Origin of the sequence: Paenibacillus sp. GCM10023250, from assembly GCF_042653205.1 — a bacterium.
GTDB lineage: Bacteria > Bacillota > Bacilli > Paenibacillales > Paenibacillaceae > Paenibacillus_Z.
The window spans coordinates 1-15,869 of the sequence record NZ_JBHSHY010000032.1 but is presented as its reverse complement, the minus strand read 5'-3'; the positions used below and the strand labels follow the sequence as shown (position 1 = coordinate 15,869).

The 15,869-nt window shown below is 64.2% G+C and carries 14 protein-coding genes; 10 read left to right on the top strand and 4 right to left on the bottom strand.

Annotation, left to right across the window (positions count from 1 at the left end):
• Window positions 1-97: 97 nt before the first annotated feature.
• Window positions 98-1,102: a type I glyceraldehyde-3-phosphate dehydrogenase gene (locus ACFPB1_RS20480; RefSeq protein ID WP_379227962.1), complete on the top strand. Its 1,005-nt coding sequence runs from the start codon at window positions 98-100 to the stop codon at window positions 1,100-1,102.
• A 265-nt stretch (window positions 1,103-1,367) separates the two neighbouring features.
• Here ACFPB1_RS20480 and ACFPB1_RS20475 read toward each other — a convergent pair whose 3' ends face one another.
• Window positions 1,368-1,541, bottom strand: a complete 174-nt coding sequence (locus ACFPB1_RS20475; RefSeq protein WP_379227961.1) for a hypothetical protein — start codon at window positions 1,539-1,541, stop codon at window positions 1,368-1,370.
• A 296-nt stretch (window positions 1,542-1,837) separates the two neighbouring features.
• Between ACFPB1_RS20475 and ACFPB1_RS20470 the strand changes: the two genes are divergently transcribed.
• The 5 genes from ACFPB1_RS20470 (at window position 1,838) to ACFPB1_RS20450 (ending at window position 6,049) form a co-directional block, all read left to right on the top strand.
• Entirely contained in the window at window positions 1,838-2,662 is an 825-nt protein-coding gene (locus tag ACFPB1_RS20470; protein WP_379227960.1) for a ChbG/HpnK family deacetylase, read from the top strand.
• 197 nt (window positions 2,663-2,859) lie between these two features.
• Window positions 2,860-4,113, top strand: a complete 1,254-nt coding sequence (locus tag ACFPB1_RS20465; RefSeq protein WP_379227958.1) for an MFS transporter — start codon at window positions 2,860-2,862, stop codon at window positions 4,111-4,113.
• Window positions 4,114-4,164: 51 nt separating this feature from the next.
• The gene (locus ACFPB1_RS20460) at window positions 4,165-5,151 is read left to right on the top strand and encodes an aminoglycoside phosphotransferase family protein (protein WP_379227957.1); all 987 of its coding nucleotides are present in this window, start codon (window positions 4,165-4,167) and stop codon (window positions 5,149-5,151) included.
• A 120-nt stretch (window positions 5,152-5,271) separates the two neighbouring features.
• A complete protein-coding gene (locus ACFPB1_RS20455) occupies window positions 5,272-5,394 on the top strand; it encodes a hypothetical protein (RefSeq protein WP_379227955.1) in 123 nt (40 codons plus the stop codon).
• A gap of 88 nt (window positions 5,395-5,482) precedes the next feature.
• Window positions 5,483-6,049, top strand: a complete 567-nt coding sequence (locus tag ACFPB1_RS20450) for a glutathione peroxidase (RefSeq protein ID WP_379227954.1) — start codon at window positions 5,483-5,485, stop codon at window positions 6,047-6,049.
• Window positions 6,050-6,154: 105 nt separating this feature from the next.
• On the opposite strand, the gene ACFPB1_RS20445 is transcribed toward ACFPB1_RS20450, so the two are convergent.
• Window positions 6,155-7,018 (bottom strand): AraC family transcriptional regulator, encoded by an 864-nt coding sequence (locus ACFPB1_RS20445; protein WP_379227953.1) that lies wholly within the window; start codon window positions 7,016-7,018, stop codon window positions 6,155-6,157.
• Window positions 7,019-7,391: 373 nt separating this feature from the next.
• Here ACFPB1_RS20445 and ACFPB1_RS20440 point away from each other — a divergent pair, with 373 nt between their 5' ends.
• On the top strand, window positions 7,392-8,165 hold the full coding sequence (locus ACFPB1_RS20440; protein ID WP_379227952.1) for a GT-D fold domain-containing glycosyltransferase: 774 nt from the start codon (window positions 7,392-7,394) through the stop codon (window positions 8,163-8,165).
• Between the two features lie 803 nt (window positions 8,166-8,968).
• Here ACFPB1_RS20440 and ACFPB1_RS20435 read toward each other — a convergent pair.
• Window positions 8,969-9,754 carry an SDR family oxidoreductase gene (locus ACFPB1_RS20435; protein ID WP_379227950.1) on the bottom strand — a complete coding sequence of 262 codons (786 nt, stop codon included), beginning with the start codon at window positions 9,752-9,754 and terminating at the stop codon, window positions 8,969-8,971.
• Window positions 9,755-10,147: 393 nt separating this feature from the next.
• On the opposite strand from ACFPB1_RS20435, the gene ACFPB1_RS20430 reads away from it, so the two are divergent.
• Together ACFPB1_RS20430 and ACFPB1_RS20425 are read left to right on the top strand one after the other, a co-directional pair.
• On the top strand, window positions 10,148-11,605 hold the full coding sequence (locus ACFPB1_RS20430) for an SAM-dependent methyltransferase (protein WP_379227949.1): 1,458 nt from the start codon (window positions 10,148-10,150) through the stop codon (window positions 11,603-11,605).
• Between the two features lie 148 nt (window positions 11,606-11,753).
• Window positions 11,754-13,574: a stalk domain-containing protein gene (locus ACFPB1_RS20425; RefSeq protein ID WP_379227948.1), complete on the top strand. Its 1,821-nt coding sequence runs from the start codon at window positions 11,754-11,756 to the stop codon at window positions 13,572-13,574.
• Window positions 13,575-13,702: 128 nt separating this feature from the next.
• On the opposite strand, the gene ACFPB1_RS20420 is transcribed toward ACFPB1_RS20425, so the two are convergent.
• Window positions 13,703-14,857: a serine hydrolase domain-containing protein gene (locus ACFPB1_RS20420; protein ID WP_379227947.1), complete on the bottom strand. Its 1,155-nt coding sequence runs from the start codon at window positions 14,855-14,857 to the stop codon at window positions 13,703-13,705.
• Between the two features lie 257 nt (window positions 14,858-15,114).
• Between ACFPB1_RS20420 and ACFPB1_RS20415 the strand changes: the two genes are divergently transcribed.
• The coding region (locus tag ACFPB1_RS20415; RefSeq protein WP_379227946.1) for a response regulator at window positions 15,115-15,869 on the top strand (755 nt) is incomplete at its 3' end.

Sequence of the window (15,869 nt, the reverse complement as noted above, 5' to 3'; positions counted from 1 at the left end):
GCCTTGGTCCGATTGTCCGATTGGACTCGGCTGCGAAAGTAGCGTACACTATACGCGTCGGTTGCCATTACCATTTACAGCATGGAGGTTGAGAGAAATGGGCAATATCGCGATTTTCGGCTTCGGCCGCATCGGCAGGACGCTCCTTAAGGTAGCGCTGCAGGACAAGCTTTTCGTACCGGTTTCGGTATCGGACATTAAGGACGAAGACACGCTGGCCGCATTGTTCGAGGTAGACTCCAATTACAAGCGCTGGCACGAGGACGTCGCTTCCCAAGAGGGCGCGATGATCATCGGCGGGCGCGAGATCCGCTACATCAACGCTTCGCAGGAAGTGCCGAACTGGAAAGAGCTCGGCGTCGATCTGGTCGTCGACTGCACGGGCAGAGCCGTCGTCCGTTCCGTGGCGCAGGTGCATCTCGACCGCGGCGCGAAGCGCGTGCTCATCAGCGGACCGAGCAAGACGCTCGACGACTGCGACGCCGTCCTGCTGAAGGGCATCAACCTGGACAGCTTCGACCCCGACAAGCACAAGATCATCAGCATGGCCAGCTGCACGACCAACGCCCTGGCCGCTGTCGTCAAGCTCGTCAAAGAAAACTACGGCATCAAATTCGGGCTGTTCTCCACGGTCCATTCCTATACGAACACGCAATCCTTAACGGACCAGCCGATGCGCGACCGTCGCGATTCCTGGGCGGCTGCCGAGAACATCATTCCGTCCTCGTCCGGCGCGGCCAAGGCGCTCAAGTTCATTTGGCCGGACCTGCAGATCACGGGCAAGGCGTACCGCATCCCGACCCGCACGGGCAGCATCGCCGAGCTGAATCTGATCACCGAGAAGAAGGTCACGGTGCAGGAAGTGAACGACATGTTCCGCCGCGCTTCCCGCGAAGGCGACTTGAAGGGCGTCCTGGACGTGCTTGAAGGCCAATGGGCGTCGTCGCGCATCGTCGGCGATCCGCACACGTCGATCATCGACCTGCCGCTCACGCACGTGGAAGGCGAGCTGCTGTCCGTCGCCGCGTGGTACGACAACGAGTGGGGCTTCGCGACGCGCCTCGCGGAAGTCGCGGCGCATCTGGCCGCGGCCGACCGCTAAGCCGAGGGGCGGAAGCCTTCCGGTGCCGGCGTCCCGGTCCGTTCGTGCGCCGCTTTTCGCATCGGCGGCGGCGCATCCGGCCCTGCGATATCCGGAAAAAGCCGCTCCTGACGGAGTGGCTTATTTGTCGTGTCTGCTACATGTGGAAATGACAATATCTGTATGCGGAACGGTGCCCGAAACGCGAAAAAGGCCCATCGGGGATGGGCCTTTCGCGAAGCGTATGACCGGTCAGCCGCGGATCGCGGCCCGCCGGCAAACGGGATTAATAGCCTTTGCCGTACGGCGCAGCAGCTACGCCAGCGACCGGGTAAACGGGGCCGCAGCCGACGCCGCCAATACCTGCACACGCACCTGCAATGATGATAACAAGAAGAATGAACAGAACCAAAATGATTCCGATATGATTATGATGAGCACCTCCGACGAATCCGGACATGAATCCATGCACCTCCTGGGTTTTGGTATGGTTTAGATTATGTCATCCGACGGGAAAGTGCTTGGGCAGTTGTCGGGTAGGCGTCTGCCACGTCCTATTCGTCATGCCCGTACGGGTGCCGGGGAAGGCCGTTCGCCCGCTCGCCGCGCGCCGGCCGGCATCCGGGATGCGGCCGGCTTCGGACGATTTTCCCTCCCGGCGGCCGCCCAGGCGCTTGTATAATAGGATTATCATGGAAGGCCGGACGGACAGGGATTGGGAATGACGGCGCCGCCGCGGCCAAGGAGGAACGAACGATGAACCGAGCATCGCGCAACGCCATTCGTTTGATCACGCGGGCGGACGACGCCGGCAGCGCCCGGACGGCGGACCGGGCCATACTGGAGACGATCGAGCGCGGCATCGTCCGCAACGTCTCGCTCATGGCCGTCGGGCCGACGATCGGCCACGCGGCGGAGCTGCTGGCGGGCCGCAAGGACGTCTGTTTCGGCGTGCACGCGACGCTGAACGCGGAATGGAGCGGCGTCCGCTGGGGGCCGGCCGCGCCGCCGGAGCAGGTGCCGTCGCTGCTTGAGCCCGGCGGGGCCTTCTTCACGCGCGCGCCGCGCGCGTTCCTGGAGCGGCCGCCGGCGATCGCGGAGGTCATGGCGGAGCTCCAGGCCCAGCTCGACCGGCTGCGCGGCCTCGGCTTCGCCATTGGCTACGCGGATACGCACATGGTCTTCGAGTGGGCGCTGCCGGCCGTCGCGGAGCCGTTCGACCGCTGGTGCGAGCGCGAAGGCCTCCGCAATTACCGCCGGTACAGCCGCCCGCTGCCGGAGGCGGACCCGGCGGGAGACGGCCGCGCGCCGGGCGAGGGAGCGGAGCCGCGGGATCCCGCGGCCGGGCTGATCGCGCGGCTCGAGCGGGCGGCGCCGGGGCAATACCTCGTCGTCGGCCACCCCGGCTGCGACGAGCCGGACATGCGGCGGCTGGGCTCGCCGGATTATCCGTCCGCGCGGGTCGTCGCGGACCGCATCGGCGAGCGGCTCCTGTTCACGCGCCCGGACGTACTCGACTGCTGCGAGCGGATCGGCGTGACGCCGATCCGGTACGACGAGGCGGAGCCGCTGGAGGCGTGACGTCCGGCTCGTACGGGGTGGCGGCCGGCGGTGCCGCCGGCGTCCCGAAGGCGTTGTTCGCGAGCGAGGCAGGCGCCGGCCGGCTGCGTTCGGCGCGCGAACGCAGCGATTGACAAATTTGGGGAATGGATGGAAGATGAAGAGGGCTCCGCGGATGACCGCGGAGCCCGAATTCTTAGCGAACGAGGCCGACATCCATGCGAAAAATCCGGTTTACGCTTAATCACGCGCTCTTATTAATCGTCGTCTTCGGCGGCTTTCTGGTGTTCGGCTTCTCCGAAAACATCAAAGGGCCCGCCATTCCCCGCATGCAGGCGGACTTCAGCCTGGACGAAGGGCAGCTCGGGCTGCTGCTCGCGCTCAATTCGCTCGGCTACCTCGTCGCCTGCAGCTTCACCTCGGCCCTGTCGCGGCGGATCGGCATCAAGTGGACGGGCATCGCGGCCTTCGCGTCCATGGCGATCGCGGGCGTGCTCATGCATGCGGCGAAGGGCTACGGCTTTCTGTCGGCATCTTATTTTCTCATGTACATCGGCAACGGCATGCTGGAAATCGGGCTCGCGATCATGGCCGCCCGGATCTTCACCCGCAACACGGGCATGATGATGAACTTGGCGCATTTCTTCTACGGGCTCAGCTCTATCGTCGCGCCGCTGATCGCCGCCTCCATGATGGGCTGGCATGTGCCCGGCGGCGGCGAGCTGGGGTGGCGGGGCATGTATCTGGTCATGCTGTCGCTCGCCGTCCTGCCGATTATTCCGTCGCTCTGGGGCAAGTTCCCGGAGGAGGCCACGCACGAACCGGACGCGCGGGCGGCGTCGTACCGCACGCTGCTGCGCGACCCGGTCGCCTGGCTGATCGTCGCGATCCTCTCGTTCGGCGTCGTGTCCGAGCTCGCGGTCGGCAGCTGGCTCGTCAACTTCCTGGAGAAGGCGTACGGCTGGAGCCCGGGCGACGCGTCGGGCATGCTGTCGCTCTTCTTCTTGTTCTTCACGCTGGCGCGGCTCTTCCTCGGGCCCGTGACCGACCGGATCGGCTATACGCTGTCGGTTATGCTGTTCGCGGCGTTCTCCGGGCTGTGCAGCCTCGCGGCGGTCATCATCGGCGAGCCCGGCGCGTTCCTGTTCGCGGTGGCGGGCGCGGGCATCGCGCCGATCTACCCGACGGTGATGGCGATGATCGCCAAGCGGTATCCGAAGGGAACGGACACAGCTATTACGTTTACGGTTACCCTGATGGGCATCGCGAGCGTCGTCGGGAACCTGTTCGTCGGGTATCTGATCGAGTTCGTCCGCGGGCTGTTCGATCGGGGCGGCCCAGGGGGCTCAGCCTCGGGCCAGCTGATCGGCTTGCAGGCGGGGTACGTGTTCATCGCGCTCATGGCGCTGCTGTGCGCGGCCTGCTGCGCGGTGCTGTACGCGATGCTGCGCCGCCGGCGCGAAATGGCGTGAGCGAGCGCGGAGCGCCGAAAATAAGGACGGCCTAGGAGGAGGAAGCAGGAGATGGAACGGATGGACGGGCAAGCTTCTGAGAAGGATACCGCGGCGCTGCGAGCCGAACGGATCGCGGCCGAATATCTGGGGGAGCGGGTGCGCGATTCGTACCCGATCGTCGGGAAGGGCATGGTCAATCAGGTGTACGTCGTCGAGGCGGCGTCTCGCAAGCTCGTGGTGCGAATGAACGACGCGGATGCTTATGCGAGCTACCGCAAGGAGCAATGGTGCATCGAGCAGGCGGCGGCCGCCGGCGTTCCGGGACCGGAGGTGCTGGCGGTCGGCGTCGCGGACGAGAAAGCGTACATGCTGCAATCCTTCCTAGCGGGCGAAGACGGGGTGGATGCGGCGGTACCGAAGTCCGCGATCTGGAGGCAGCTTGGCGAGTATGCCGCGCGCATCCATGCCATTCCCGTGAAGGGGTACGGGGAGAATCTGGAGGATCCCGCCACGGGCGAATTTCGGTCGCCGCCGCATCCGGGCTCGGACGGCAGCTGGGCAGGGTACGTGCAGTATAACATCGACAGCCTGACAGAGCGCGATCCGCTGCTGGCGCTGGGCGTCCTGACCCCGGCGACGTCGGCGGCCGCGCGCGGCCTGTTCGAGCGGCTGAAGCGCACGGCGTTCCGGTTCGGCTTGGCGCACGGCGATCTCTCGCTGAAGAACGCGATGGTCGATCCGTCCGGCCGGGTCGCCATGCTGGATTGGGGCAACGCGGAAGTGACCGTCGTCCCGCATGGGGACGTGATGCAGCTCCTGCAGCTCCGGCTGCAGGGCGGGGAGCCGGACATGGAGTCGTACGACGCCTTCCTGGAAGGGTACGGGGTCCGGGAAGAGGCGCTTCCCGACCTCCTGCCGCTGCTCCTGCTGCGCGCCTGCGACAAGCTTCGGTGGGCGCTGGACCGGCGGCCGGAGCTGACCGCTTCGTACGCGGCCTTCGCGAAGCAAGCCGCTGACCTGGCGTTGGCGGGGGACCGCGGTTATTTCGCGGGGTGAACCGTTCGGCCGGGGAACGTTCATCCGGCGAAGCATTGAGAGGGTGAAAAGCCGCCGGCATGGCGGCTTTTTGCGTGGCACCGCTGGCGGGCGGGGTATGTGCGGTACGAGGTACGGTACATGAGCTCAACAGCGGCGATTTCGGGGAAAGAACGGTACGAGGTGCGGTACATGGGGCGGCAGCGCTTCCCGAAAGAAGCGAAAGGGCCGGCGCTGCGGCTGCCCTATTGCCCCCTCCTATAACCGTTATTCCGGTTAACTATTGGACCGTCCGCGGTCTCCGCCGTATGATGGGTTCACATTCCAGACGGAAGCAAGGAGGAGGGCGGTCATGTCGATCTACGAGCATGAACTTCAAGGCATGGACGGGGAGCCGATCGCGTTGTCGGCTTATCGGGGGAAGGTGCTGCTGATCGTCAACACGGCCAGCCGGTGCGGCTATGCCCGGCAATTCGCCGGTTTGCAGCGGCTCTACGACGCCTACCGCGGGCAGGGCTTCGAGCTGCTGGGCGTTCCGTGCAATCAGTTTAACGCGAAAGAACCGGAGGACGGCGAGGCGATCCGGGCGTATTGCGAAGAGACGTTCGGCGCCGCGTTTCCGCTGGCTGCCAAGGTTGACGTCACCGGCGCGTCGGCTCACCCGCTGTTCGCCTGCCTGACCGGGCAAGCGCCGTTCAGGGGGTTCGATACGACGACCGAGAACGGGCGGTGGATGCGGGATTTTTTGCAGACGCGGTATCCCGGGCTGTACGCCGGCAACGGCATCAAGTGGAACTTCACGAAGTTTCTGATCGGACGGGACGGGGAAGTCGCGGGCCGGTTCGAGACGCCCGAGGAGCCGGAAACGCTGGCGCCGGCCATCGAAGCGCTGCTTGCGCGGGAGCGAGGGGGTGTTTGACGCCGGCGGGATCACGGGGAAGTAGAGCTGCCATCTGCTAACGGGGGGATCGGGATGAACCTCGGACCCGCACCGAGGCGTGGCGGCACGCGGACCCGCGCGCCGTCAGGTCGGCTCGCCTTTGCGGTATGCCCGCGGCGACAGGCCGTTCTTGCGCTTGAACAGCGCGTTGAAATACGCGATGTCCTGGTAGCCGACGGCCGCGGCGATGTCGCTGATCTTGCGATCCGTCGTGCGAAGCAGCCGGCAGGCCTCCCGGATGCGGACGTTTTGGTGATAGGCCTTGAGCGGCATGCCGGCATGCTGGGCGAACAGCCGGTGGAACTGGCGCTCCCCGATGCCCGCGATGGCGGCCAGCTCCCGGGCCGGCAGCTCCTGGTCGAAGCGGCTGTGGATCGTCTCGAGGACGGTCTCAAAGCGCGTCGACGCGACGGCGGACCCAGATTCGCCTTGGCGCGCGTCCAGCCGGAACAAGTAAAGCAACAGCGCGAGCACGCCTTGGTGAAGCGACGCCTCCCGGCCGGGCTGGTCGGTCAAATATTCGTAATGCAGCCGCTGAATGAGCCGGTAAAACTCCCCGTACGGATCGCGAAACCGGCGGCAGCCGCCGGACGCCAAGAGCGGCAGCAGCGCCTCTCCGCCGGGGACCGCCTCGGCGAGCCGGCGCGCGGCTTCCGGCGCGATGACGCAGTTGTAGACGACGAGCGGATGCTTGGGCGCGGCGGTCGAAGGCCGGAAGACGTGCGAGATGCCGACCGGCAGGAAGAAAATATCCCCGTGCGCCACCGGAAACGTCTCCTCGCCGACATGGTGCGTGCCCGCCCCTTCGCCGACATAGCTGATCTCCAGAAAATCGTGCCGGTGCTCCGTCAGCTGAAACGTCTCGACGGCCCGGTTGACAAAGATCGGGAGCGCGGGATCGAACAAGTCCTTGCCGTGCATCTGCCAGATCGGACGCGTAATCGCCATCGTGCATGAACCTCCTGCTTTGAAGTGTAGAGCTGCTGCGTTCCACTTGCCTGAACGTCGTATTTCCCCTGTATAAAAGTCGCGTTTACCCAAATATCGTATCGGTATCATCTTATACCGGATGCGTGATGGAGACAAGCGGGCTGCGCCGCTCCTTAGCGAAATACATGAACCCCGATAACGGCCCGGCATTCGGGCGCAGGCCGTTACCGGGGTTGTTTTTTGTTCGTCGTCGACGGTTCGCTTCCTCGAGGCGCGAGCGCACATTTTTCCGTCCCGGCAGGACGATGACCCATCCGGAGCGGAGGCGGCCCACGTATACTGAGGTGGCCGGCCAATCGGGCCGAAACGCAACGGAAAAGAGGGGAGTGCCATGGCCATAGGCGTCCGTTTAACGATCGACCAGACGCTGTCCCGCATCGCGCGCGCGCTCAAGAACAAGCGGCCGCTGTCCCTGGTTCGGATCGGGGACGGCGAAAATCTCGTGCTGGCCCAAGCTTCCGTCTGGACGCAGCGCCGGGTCATGCGGGAGAAATGGGCGATCCAGGCCAAGAAAGGCCGTAAAGGCATCCCATTTCCCAGTCTGAAGCTGCGGGATCAGGTGGCGGGCGCCATTCGCCGCGCCGATATCGTCGGCATTTTGCCGGCCGGCGACCGTAGGATCAAAGCGCCCGCGTATTTGAAGCGGCCTTTGACGAATCAAGTGTTCCTGCACTTCGGGTTAGCGCCGCAGGTAACCTGCCATGCCTGTTTCAACCGGATCGCCGTCCGCAAGGCGCGTTTCCGGCGCATGCTCCGGGGCAAGCGGATTCTCGTCATCACGGCCAAACCGGGTGACGTCAAGGCTCAGCTGGAGCGCAAGCCGTACCGGCTGCGGGTCGCCGCGACGATTCCGTTCTCCCATTACCGGCAGCTGGGACGGACCATGAGCCGGGTGAGGGCGCTGAGGAGCCGCTTCGACATCGCCCTGATCTCGTGCGGCGTCAGCGCCGTCGTGCTGGCGCCGCGCATCGCGGAAGCGACCGGCAAGGTCGCCGTCGATTTCGGCAAGGCGCCCAAGCTGATGCAGGTAGGCCGGGGCAAGCGGAAACGAAAGCAGAACCGGAAGCGCAGACGGAACCGCAGGCAGGGCAGGAAGAAGAGATAGCGCGGCGATGGGGCGGCAGCGGCCGTGCAGGGAGCGGGCGCAGCGGCACGGCCCGGCAGCGCAGGTGGCGGGCGCAGCGTCACGGCCCGGCAGGCAGGGGGCGGGCGCAGCGTCACGGCCCGGCAGTGCAGGTGGCGGGCACAGCGTCACGGCCCGGCAGCGCAGGTTGCGGGTGCAGGCGCACGGCCCGGCAGTGCAGGTGGCGGGCGCGGCGCACGGCCGAAATTGGCGGACAGGAGAGCCGCTATTTCGGCGATATCGCGCATTTTCCGGGTTTCGCGGCCACAGGAGCCGTTATTTGCCCGCGGAGACGGTAAAAAGGAGGCAGCGGCGGCAAATAGCGGAACGTGTGTCCGATTCATTCGGCTAAACGCCCGAATCGGACGAAATAGCCGCTCCTGTGTCCGCGAACAAGCGAATCGCAGGCCAAAAAAGCCAAGAAATCGGAAGATTTCTTGGCTTTTTGAGCTCGGCCGAATCGCGAGGGGTAAAGCGAGTGTCGAGACAAGGGCAGTCTAGCCCGGTGTCGGCCCGCGCGTGCCGCCAGCCGCGCTTCGAGGCCAGCGCGCCGCCGGCTTCGGCGCCCGATGTACCGGCGTGCCGCCAGCCGCGCTTCGAGGCCAGCGCGCCGCCGGCGTCGGCGCCCGATGTACCGGCATGCCGCCAGCCGCGCTTCGAGGCCAGCGCGCCGCCGGCGTCGACGCCCGCAAGCCCTTCCCGGGGCGCCCCCACCAGCTAGCTTGGCCCCGCTACCTGCCGGCTCTCCACCGCCGGCCGCGCTTCAGCGCGCCGCTTCGTCCCGCCTACACGCCGCGCACCAGCCCGCCGTCGACCATGAGGCTTTGGCCGGTCACGTAGCTGTTCGCCGGCGAAGCCAGGAACGCGACGTAGCGCGCGAATTCGTCCGGGTCGCCGTAGCGGCCGACGGGGATTTCGCGCTCGGACGCCGCGCGCCGGTCTGCGTAAGAGACGCCTTCGGCGGACGCGCGGGACTCGTCCAGCGAGCGGACGCGGTCCGTCGCGATGCGGCCCGGCGCGACCGTGTTAATGAGAATGCCGCGGGGCGCGAGCTCGTCGGCGAGCGTTTTGATCAGGCCCTGCACGCCGAGCCGCAGCGAATTGCTGAGCACGAGGCCCGGGATCGGCTGCCGGATTGACGTCGAGGAGACGTAGACGATGCGTCCGCCTTCCGCCGGCAGGTGCGGCAGCGTAAGCCGGACCAGCCGGACGACGCTCATCAGGGTCGTGTGGAATGCCGTCTCCCACTGCTCGTCCGTGATCGCCTCGAACGGTCCGGGCGGCGGGCCGCCTGCGTTGCACACGAGCCCGTCGATCCGCCCGAAGCGCGCCGCGGCCGCCGCGATCAGCGCTTCGACGTCGGCCGCCGAGGATACGTCGGCGCGCACGGCCAGCACCTCGCCGCCGGAAGCCGAGCGGATCTCGGCCGCCGCCTGCTCGATCGACTCCGCTTGCCGTCCGCATATCACGACGTTCGCGCCTTCCTGCGACAGCCGCAGCGCGGACGCCTTGCCCAACCCTTTGCTGGCCGCCGTCACGACGACCGTCCGTCCTTTCAATGCCAAATCCATCGATATGACCTCCTTGGTATGGTCTAGCCAATCTTTACCACTAGCATGCAATAATTGACCCCCCTTTGTCGAGTCGGCGGGCAAGGACGACGCTGTTGCGGAGCTGCGTATCCGCGAGGAAGCAGGGGAAAGCGCCGTTGACGAATGTAGGGGGAGGCGGCAAGTCACGTAATCTTTGAACCGCATGCCGTACGCTCCCGAGTAATGGATTGGGAAATACTAGTGTGCGGAAACGGCGGCGGAATATGCATGGGGCGGGTCGGATCGTACCCGGGCGCGTAACGGTTTTCTAGGTTTACGCAAACAACAAGCAGGCTCTAGCACGCTTCGACTTTATCTGCAGGCGAACCCTGATAATATTACAAGAAAAGGCAATCTAAGGAGGATAAGAGAATGTCGAAAGAAAGATTGCACTATTTATCGCACCTGCTGCAGTATTTTGAACGTCACGAGGAAGAGCCGGAGCTTGGAAAGACGATCATGAATCAACAACTGATTTTACTAGGGCTGCATGAATTGGCCGGCGAACTAGAGGACGAGTTCATTCGCAGCACGATACGAGGGATAACCGCTAAAGCTGTTCAAGAATTAAGCCGGATATACGTCCAACAACCGCCGAGATCCGCTACGCTTGCCAAGACGCCTCTGAATGACTTCCTCGCGCTTCTTGCCGACCCCAAGTACTTGGATCACTACAAACAATCAAAAGCCGAACTTATCGAAACTTCAGGCTTGAGCGAGGAATATCGATCGTTGTTAAAAGAAGGCAATCGTGGCCGGATCCGCATTAAGGCGATTCAAGAGCTGGAAGAGGCGGGACTTGCGCCAAAGCTAAGCGACAAGTTCAATCTCGAAGACCCTGCGCCGACCATTAATATCGACACCAATAATTTTAATACTACGAATATCACGATCGAAACGACCGTTACGACAACCATCACGACGACCGACACGCATCATTCCGTCTTCACGGATATCGGAAGAGACTGGTTTGAGCGCGCTATGGAATCCGTCGATGCCGCGATTCTTCATTTTACGGCCGGTCATTATGACAAGCAGGGGAAGCTGGTTGTCGTAGGTTCCGGAATTAAAGCGATCTCCGATTTTACGTTCGGTGCGCTGGCCGAAATCCGCACGGCGGACAAAGTGCTCTATTGCGTAGCGGACCCAGTGACGGAACGATATATCCATCAATTGAATCCGACCGCCGAATCCATGTACGGCCTCTACGACAACGATAAACCGCGGATGGATACGTATACGGAAATGGTCGAGGAAATGTTGAAATACGTCAGAAAAGGCAACCGGGTCTGCGTCGTTTTTTATGGGCATCCCGGCGTGTTCGCGATGTCCACGCATGCCGCGATCCGCATGGCTCGAAAGGAGGGCTATTTCGCCGAGATGCAGCCCGGAATTTCGGCGGAAGCTTCGCTCTTTGCCGATCTTGGCCTCGACCCGTCCAACTTCGGCTTTCAATCGTATGATTCGACGGAATGGCTCATTAATGATCGGCACACGGATCCTTACAGTCATGTTCTATTATGGCAGGTTGAATGCGCCGGAGACAGCGGCTTTAACTTTGCCGGCTATCAGAAATATAATTTTCCGCTCGTCTTGGAGAAATTGCGTCACGTCTACCCCGAAAATCATCCCATTATCGTATACGATGCCTCGCAGGACGCGCAGTTTGCTCCCCGCATCCTGAAGCGGTCCTTAAATGAGCTTGATGCGAAAGACTTGTCCGGGATTTGCACGTTTTACATACCTCCGGCGAAAACCGCCCCTCCTAGCCTGGAACAGCTGAAAAGAATGGGTCTTCTGAAGGAGGAACAGACGGCATCCGCGGAGTAATCCAGTAACCTTTCGCGGCGTTCAGCACAGACAAGCAGGCCGCCGGGCTCGTCCCGGCGGCCTATTCGGCGCGCGCTTGCGGGGGAACGAAACTTTCCGGTCTTGCAAGCGTCTACATAATATTCCCTATTATGGAAGGATGACCAGTGTGAACTATCGAACAATCGTCATCGCGGCGCTCGCTTCCGCCACGCTCGGCGGGCTGGCCGCCGAATCCGTCGTCACCGCCGCGTCCGCCGCGCCGCAAGCGGCCTTGGTGCAGCAGGAGACGAATGCCGCGCGTCCATTGAACATGGCCGCGAAGGTCCTCTTTCTGGACGAGGCTTCAACTCTGCCGTCGCGAGGCGCGAACGGGACGATCATGGTGTCCGGCCGCAGGCTGCTGGAGGCGATCGGTTACCGCGTCGACTGGGACGCGTCCGCAGGTTCGCTCGCAGCCGGGCGTCCGGGCAAGCCGGCGCTTCTCCTTCAGGCCGGCCGGCGGGAAGCGAAGTTCGGGGACAAGACCGTGCAGCTGCCGGCAGCCCCTTATCTCGGCGAAGGGGTCCTGTGGGTGCCTCTCCGATCCGTTGCCGAGGCGGCCGGTCTGACGGTGACGTGGGATGCCGCAAACGGGTATGCCCATGTCAAAGACCCGAAGGCGCTCCCGAGAATCACGCTGACCACGAGGGCGGATAATCGCGTAATCGAACGGCCGGCGAATCTGATCGCCTACTTCAAGTCGCAGATGGGGCTGGACGTGAATCCGAATCTGGTTCCGCCCGATTATTACCGGGAGAAGACCAACGTGATGATCGCCGCCGGCGAGCCGGGTGATCTCATCCTGCTGCAGAATCATTACCAGTACTCCGACGAACTGCTCTCGAGCTTCGCGCTGGATCTCACGGAGGAGCTGAACGCGTTCCCGCGCCTGAAGGCGCTGGCCGCCGAGGCGGCGGGAGGCCGTACGATCAACGATCGGAGCTACGGCATCGCGCGGCCGCGCGATCCTCACGATGCGCCGTTTCCGGCCATCCGGCAGGATTGGCTGGATAAGCTAGGCTTGGCCCAGCCGAGGACGATGGAGGAGGTATATGCCGTCCTGCGGCAGTTCACCGATCTGGATCCCGACGGCAACGGCAAAAACGACACGTACGGGATGACCGGGTACGCGACCGCGGCCGGTCTCGGATCGTTCGCCTGGGTCGAGCAGGCGTTCACGGGAAGCCCCGCGCGCTTTGCCGTCTTGAACGGCCGAGTCGTCGATCATGCGCTCGGCGCCGGGGAGACCGAGGCGCTGAGATGGCTTGCGCGCGCTTACCGGGAAGGGCTGATCGACAAGGAGTTCGCCGTCCTGGGGCCGGAACAAGCCGCCGAGCGCATCCGCGGCAGCCGGGCCGGCCTCGCTGCCTTAAGCTTGCGCGACGCGGCAGCGCTGACCGGCGGCAAGGAGGAGTGGATTCCCCTGTCGGGGCTTAAGGCCGATTCGCTCCGCGCCCCCATCGCGCCGTGGAATACGGAAGCGACGGATACCTACATCGTCACGCGCTTGTCGCGCGTGGCGCCGAAGACGATTTTGCAATGGCTGGACAGCGGGCTGGCGATGAACGAGACGGGGGCGTGGGACGGCATCGAGGGCTTCGGTCCAGCCGACCGCGCGGCGGTTCGCAGTCTGTTCGGCGAGCCGGACCTCCTGCGCAGCGAGGCGCTGAAGTCCGTGCCTGAACGGGCGCGGGGCGCCTACGAGACGGCGGTCAAGGAGTGGCAGCAGACCTCCGACGCGGATGTCGTCGTTCCCGCCTTCTCCGGGCTGTGGAGTACGGGCAAGTATGCGGAATTGAACGCCGAGCTGAAGGACATGCAGATCAAGGTCATTCTAGGGGAACTTTCCATCGAGGAGTGGGAGCAATATACGAAGACGCTCGCGGCATCCGAAGCCTATCAAGCGATGATGGCGGAGTTGGCCGCCATTCAAGGAGACGGGGCGTGAGGCCAGGAAACGTCCAGGAATGAACGCGCTGCGTGGCGCGCGTCGTACGGCAAGAAGCCTCCATTTCCGCGGCTTGCGGAAACGGAGGCTTTTTGCTTGCTTCTTGCTTGCCATGCGGACAGTTCACTCTACGCGAGAGCCCCGTAAACAGCCGCCCGCAACCGGTTGGCGATATAGGGCTCGAGGCTCGGCAGCATCTGCTGCATGTATACGACGGACAGCTCCTCCGCCGGATCGATCAATAGCCACGAACCGGCTAATCCGGCCCAGCCATATTCGCCGATGGAGCCGTTGCTGCCGCCGGCCGCCCGGTCCATCATGACGCGCACCCCTAAGCCGTAGCCGTACCCGCTCATGTGCTCCCAATTAAAATCTTCGAGCTGCCGCGGACTTAAATGGTTGGTCCCCATCAATTGCACCGTCTTGGGGCTAAGCAGCCGAACCCCGTCCAATTCGCCCCCTCTCGCGAGCGCCTGCGCAAACCGGCTGTAATCGCCGATCGTCGACAGCAGCCCGCCTCCCCCGCTTTCGTAGCGGCTGCCCGGCTGATACGCCGCGTCCATGCGCGTATTGGGCGTCAGCGTTCCGTCCTCGGCACGATCGTACATCACGCATAGGCGATGCCGCTTCTCTTCCGCGATCCGGAACGAGGTATCCGTCATTCCGAGCGGCTCGAAAATTTCCTTCTCCAGAAACGCGCCGAACCTTTGCCCGGACAGCACTTCGACCAAGGCGGCCAAGACGTCGTGGCTCAGCCCGTATTTCCAGCGCGTGCCGGGATCGAACGCGAGCGGAATGCCCGCCAGCGCTTTGGAGATCGCCCGCGGTTCCAGCGCGGTGACGTCCTGCTCGAAGATGCTGCGGGTTTGCCGTTCGGTCTCCGTGGCGTCGCCGCCGTACGTAAGCCCGGACGACATCGTAAACAAATCCTTGACCCGGATCGGATTCGCCGAGGGAGAGACGGACACGGAGCCGAACCCGTCATGCCGGTACACCTGCGGATTTTTGAATTCCGGCAAGTATTCGCCCAGCGGATCGTTCAGCAGGTAAAGCCCTCTCTCGTACAGCATGAGCGCGGCTGCGCAGGTGATCACCTTGGTCATCGAGTAGATCCGGTATATGGTATCCGGCCGTATGGGGATTCCCTGCTCCGCATCCGCATAGCCGAAGCTTTCCCGGTACAACACTTCTCCGCGCCGCACGACGGTGCAGGCGCACCCGGCCGGTCCGCCTTTCTCCATGAAGCTCTTGAGCAGCGGAGTCAATCGTTGCCATTGGCTCACGTTCAAAGCACCTCCATCATGAATTTGAACACGGTATCCTGAATTTTCCTCGACATCGCGTGATTAACGAATTCGAGAACCCGTTGGTAAATTCCTCCTAAATGATGCGACGCGAATGCGGCGAAGGCTTGACGAATGTGCCGAATCCTAATTGTTAACCCAGTTAATGGAATCCCGTCGCCCCCTCTACCCAAGGCCTCCGCGACGTAGTACTGTATAAAGAAATCGATGGGCCGAAGAAGGGAAGGACGAACGGAATGAACATTCTCATCGTGGACGATGAACCGCGGCATCTCCGAGGCATGGCCGCCATGCTCCGGGCGATGCGGCCGGACGCGAGCATCGCGACGGCCAAGGACGGGGAAGCGGCGCTTGCCGCCGTGCGGGACGCGCGTCCCGACGTGGTGCTGACCGACATCCAGATGCCGAACATGGACGGGCTGACCTTCCTGCGGCGGCTGGAGGAGGAGGGCATCCCGGCGAAGGTCGTCATGGTATCGGCGTACGACCTGTTCGCGTACGCCCAGACCGCGCTGCGCCACGGCGCGTACGATTATCTGCTGAAGCCGGTGGACGCGGAGAAGGTCGAGGCGCTGCTGGAGCGGCTCGAGCGGCAGCTCGCGGCGGAGCGGGAGGCGCGGGCGTCGTCGGACGCGCTGCGGCAGCGGCTGCGCGAGGCGTCGCCGGCCCATCGCAGCCGGCAGCTGCACCGCTGGCTGGCCGGCGAGCTGCCGCCGGACGAGGGCGCCGGGCTCGCGGAGTGGCCGACGCTGCGGGTGGCGAACGTCCTCGTACTGACGGAGGCCGCGCCCGGGGACGGCGCGGAGGCGGACGGCGCCGCCGAGCCGGCGCCGCGGCCGCCGCTCGAGGCGCTGGCCGAGCGGCTCGCCCTCGCCGCGTCGGCGTTCGGCGACGCGTGCGCGTTCGCGCTGCAGACGGAGCCGGCGCCGGGCGGCGCGCGGCTCGTCACGGCGCTGCGCCTCACGCGGCCGACGCCGGGGGCGCAAGGCCG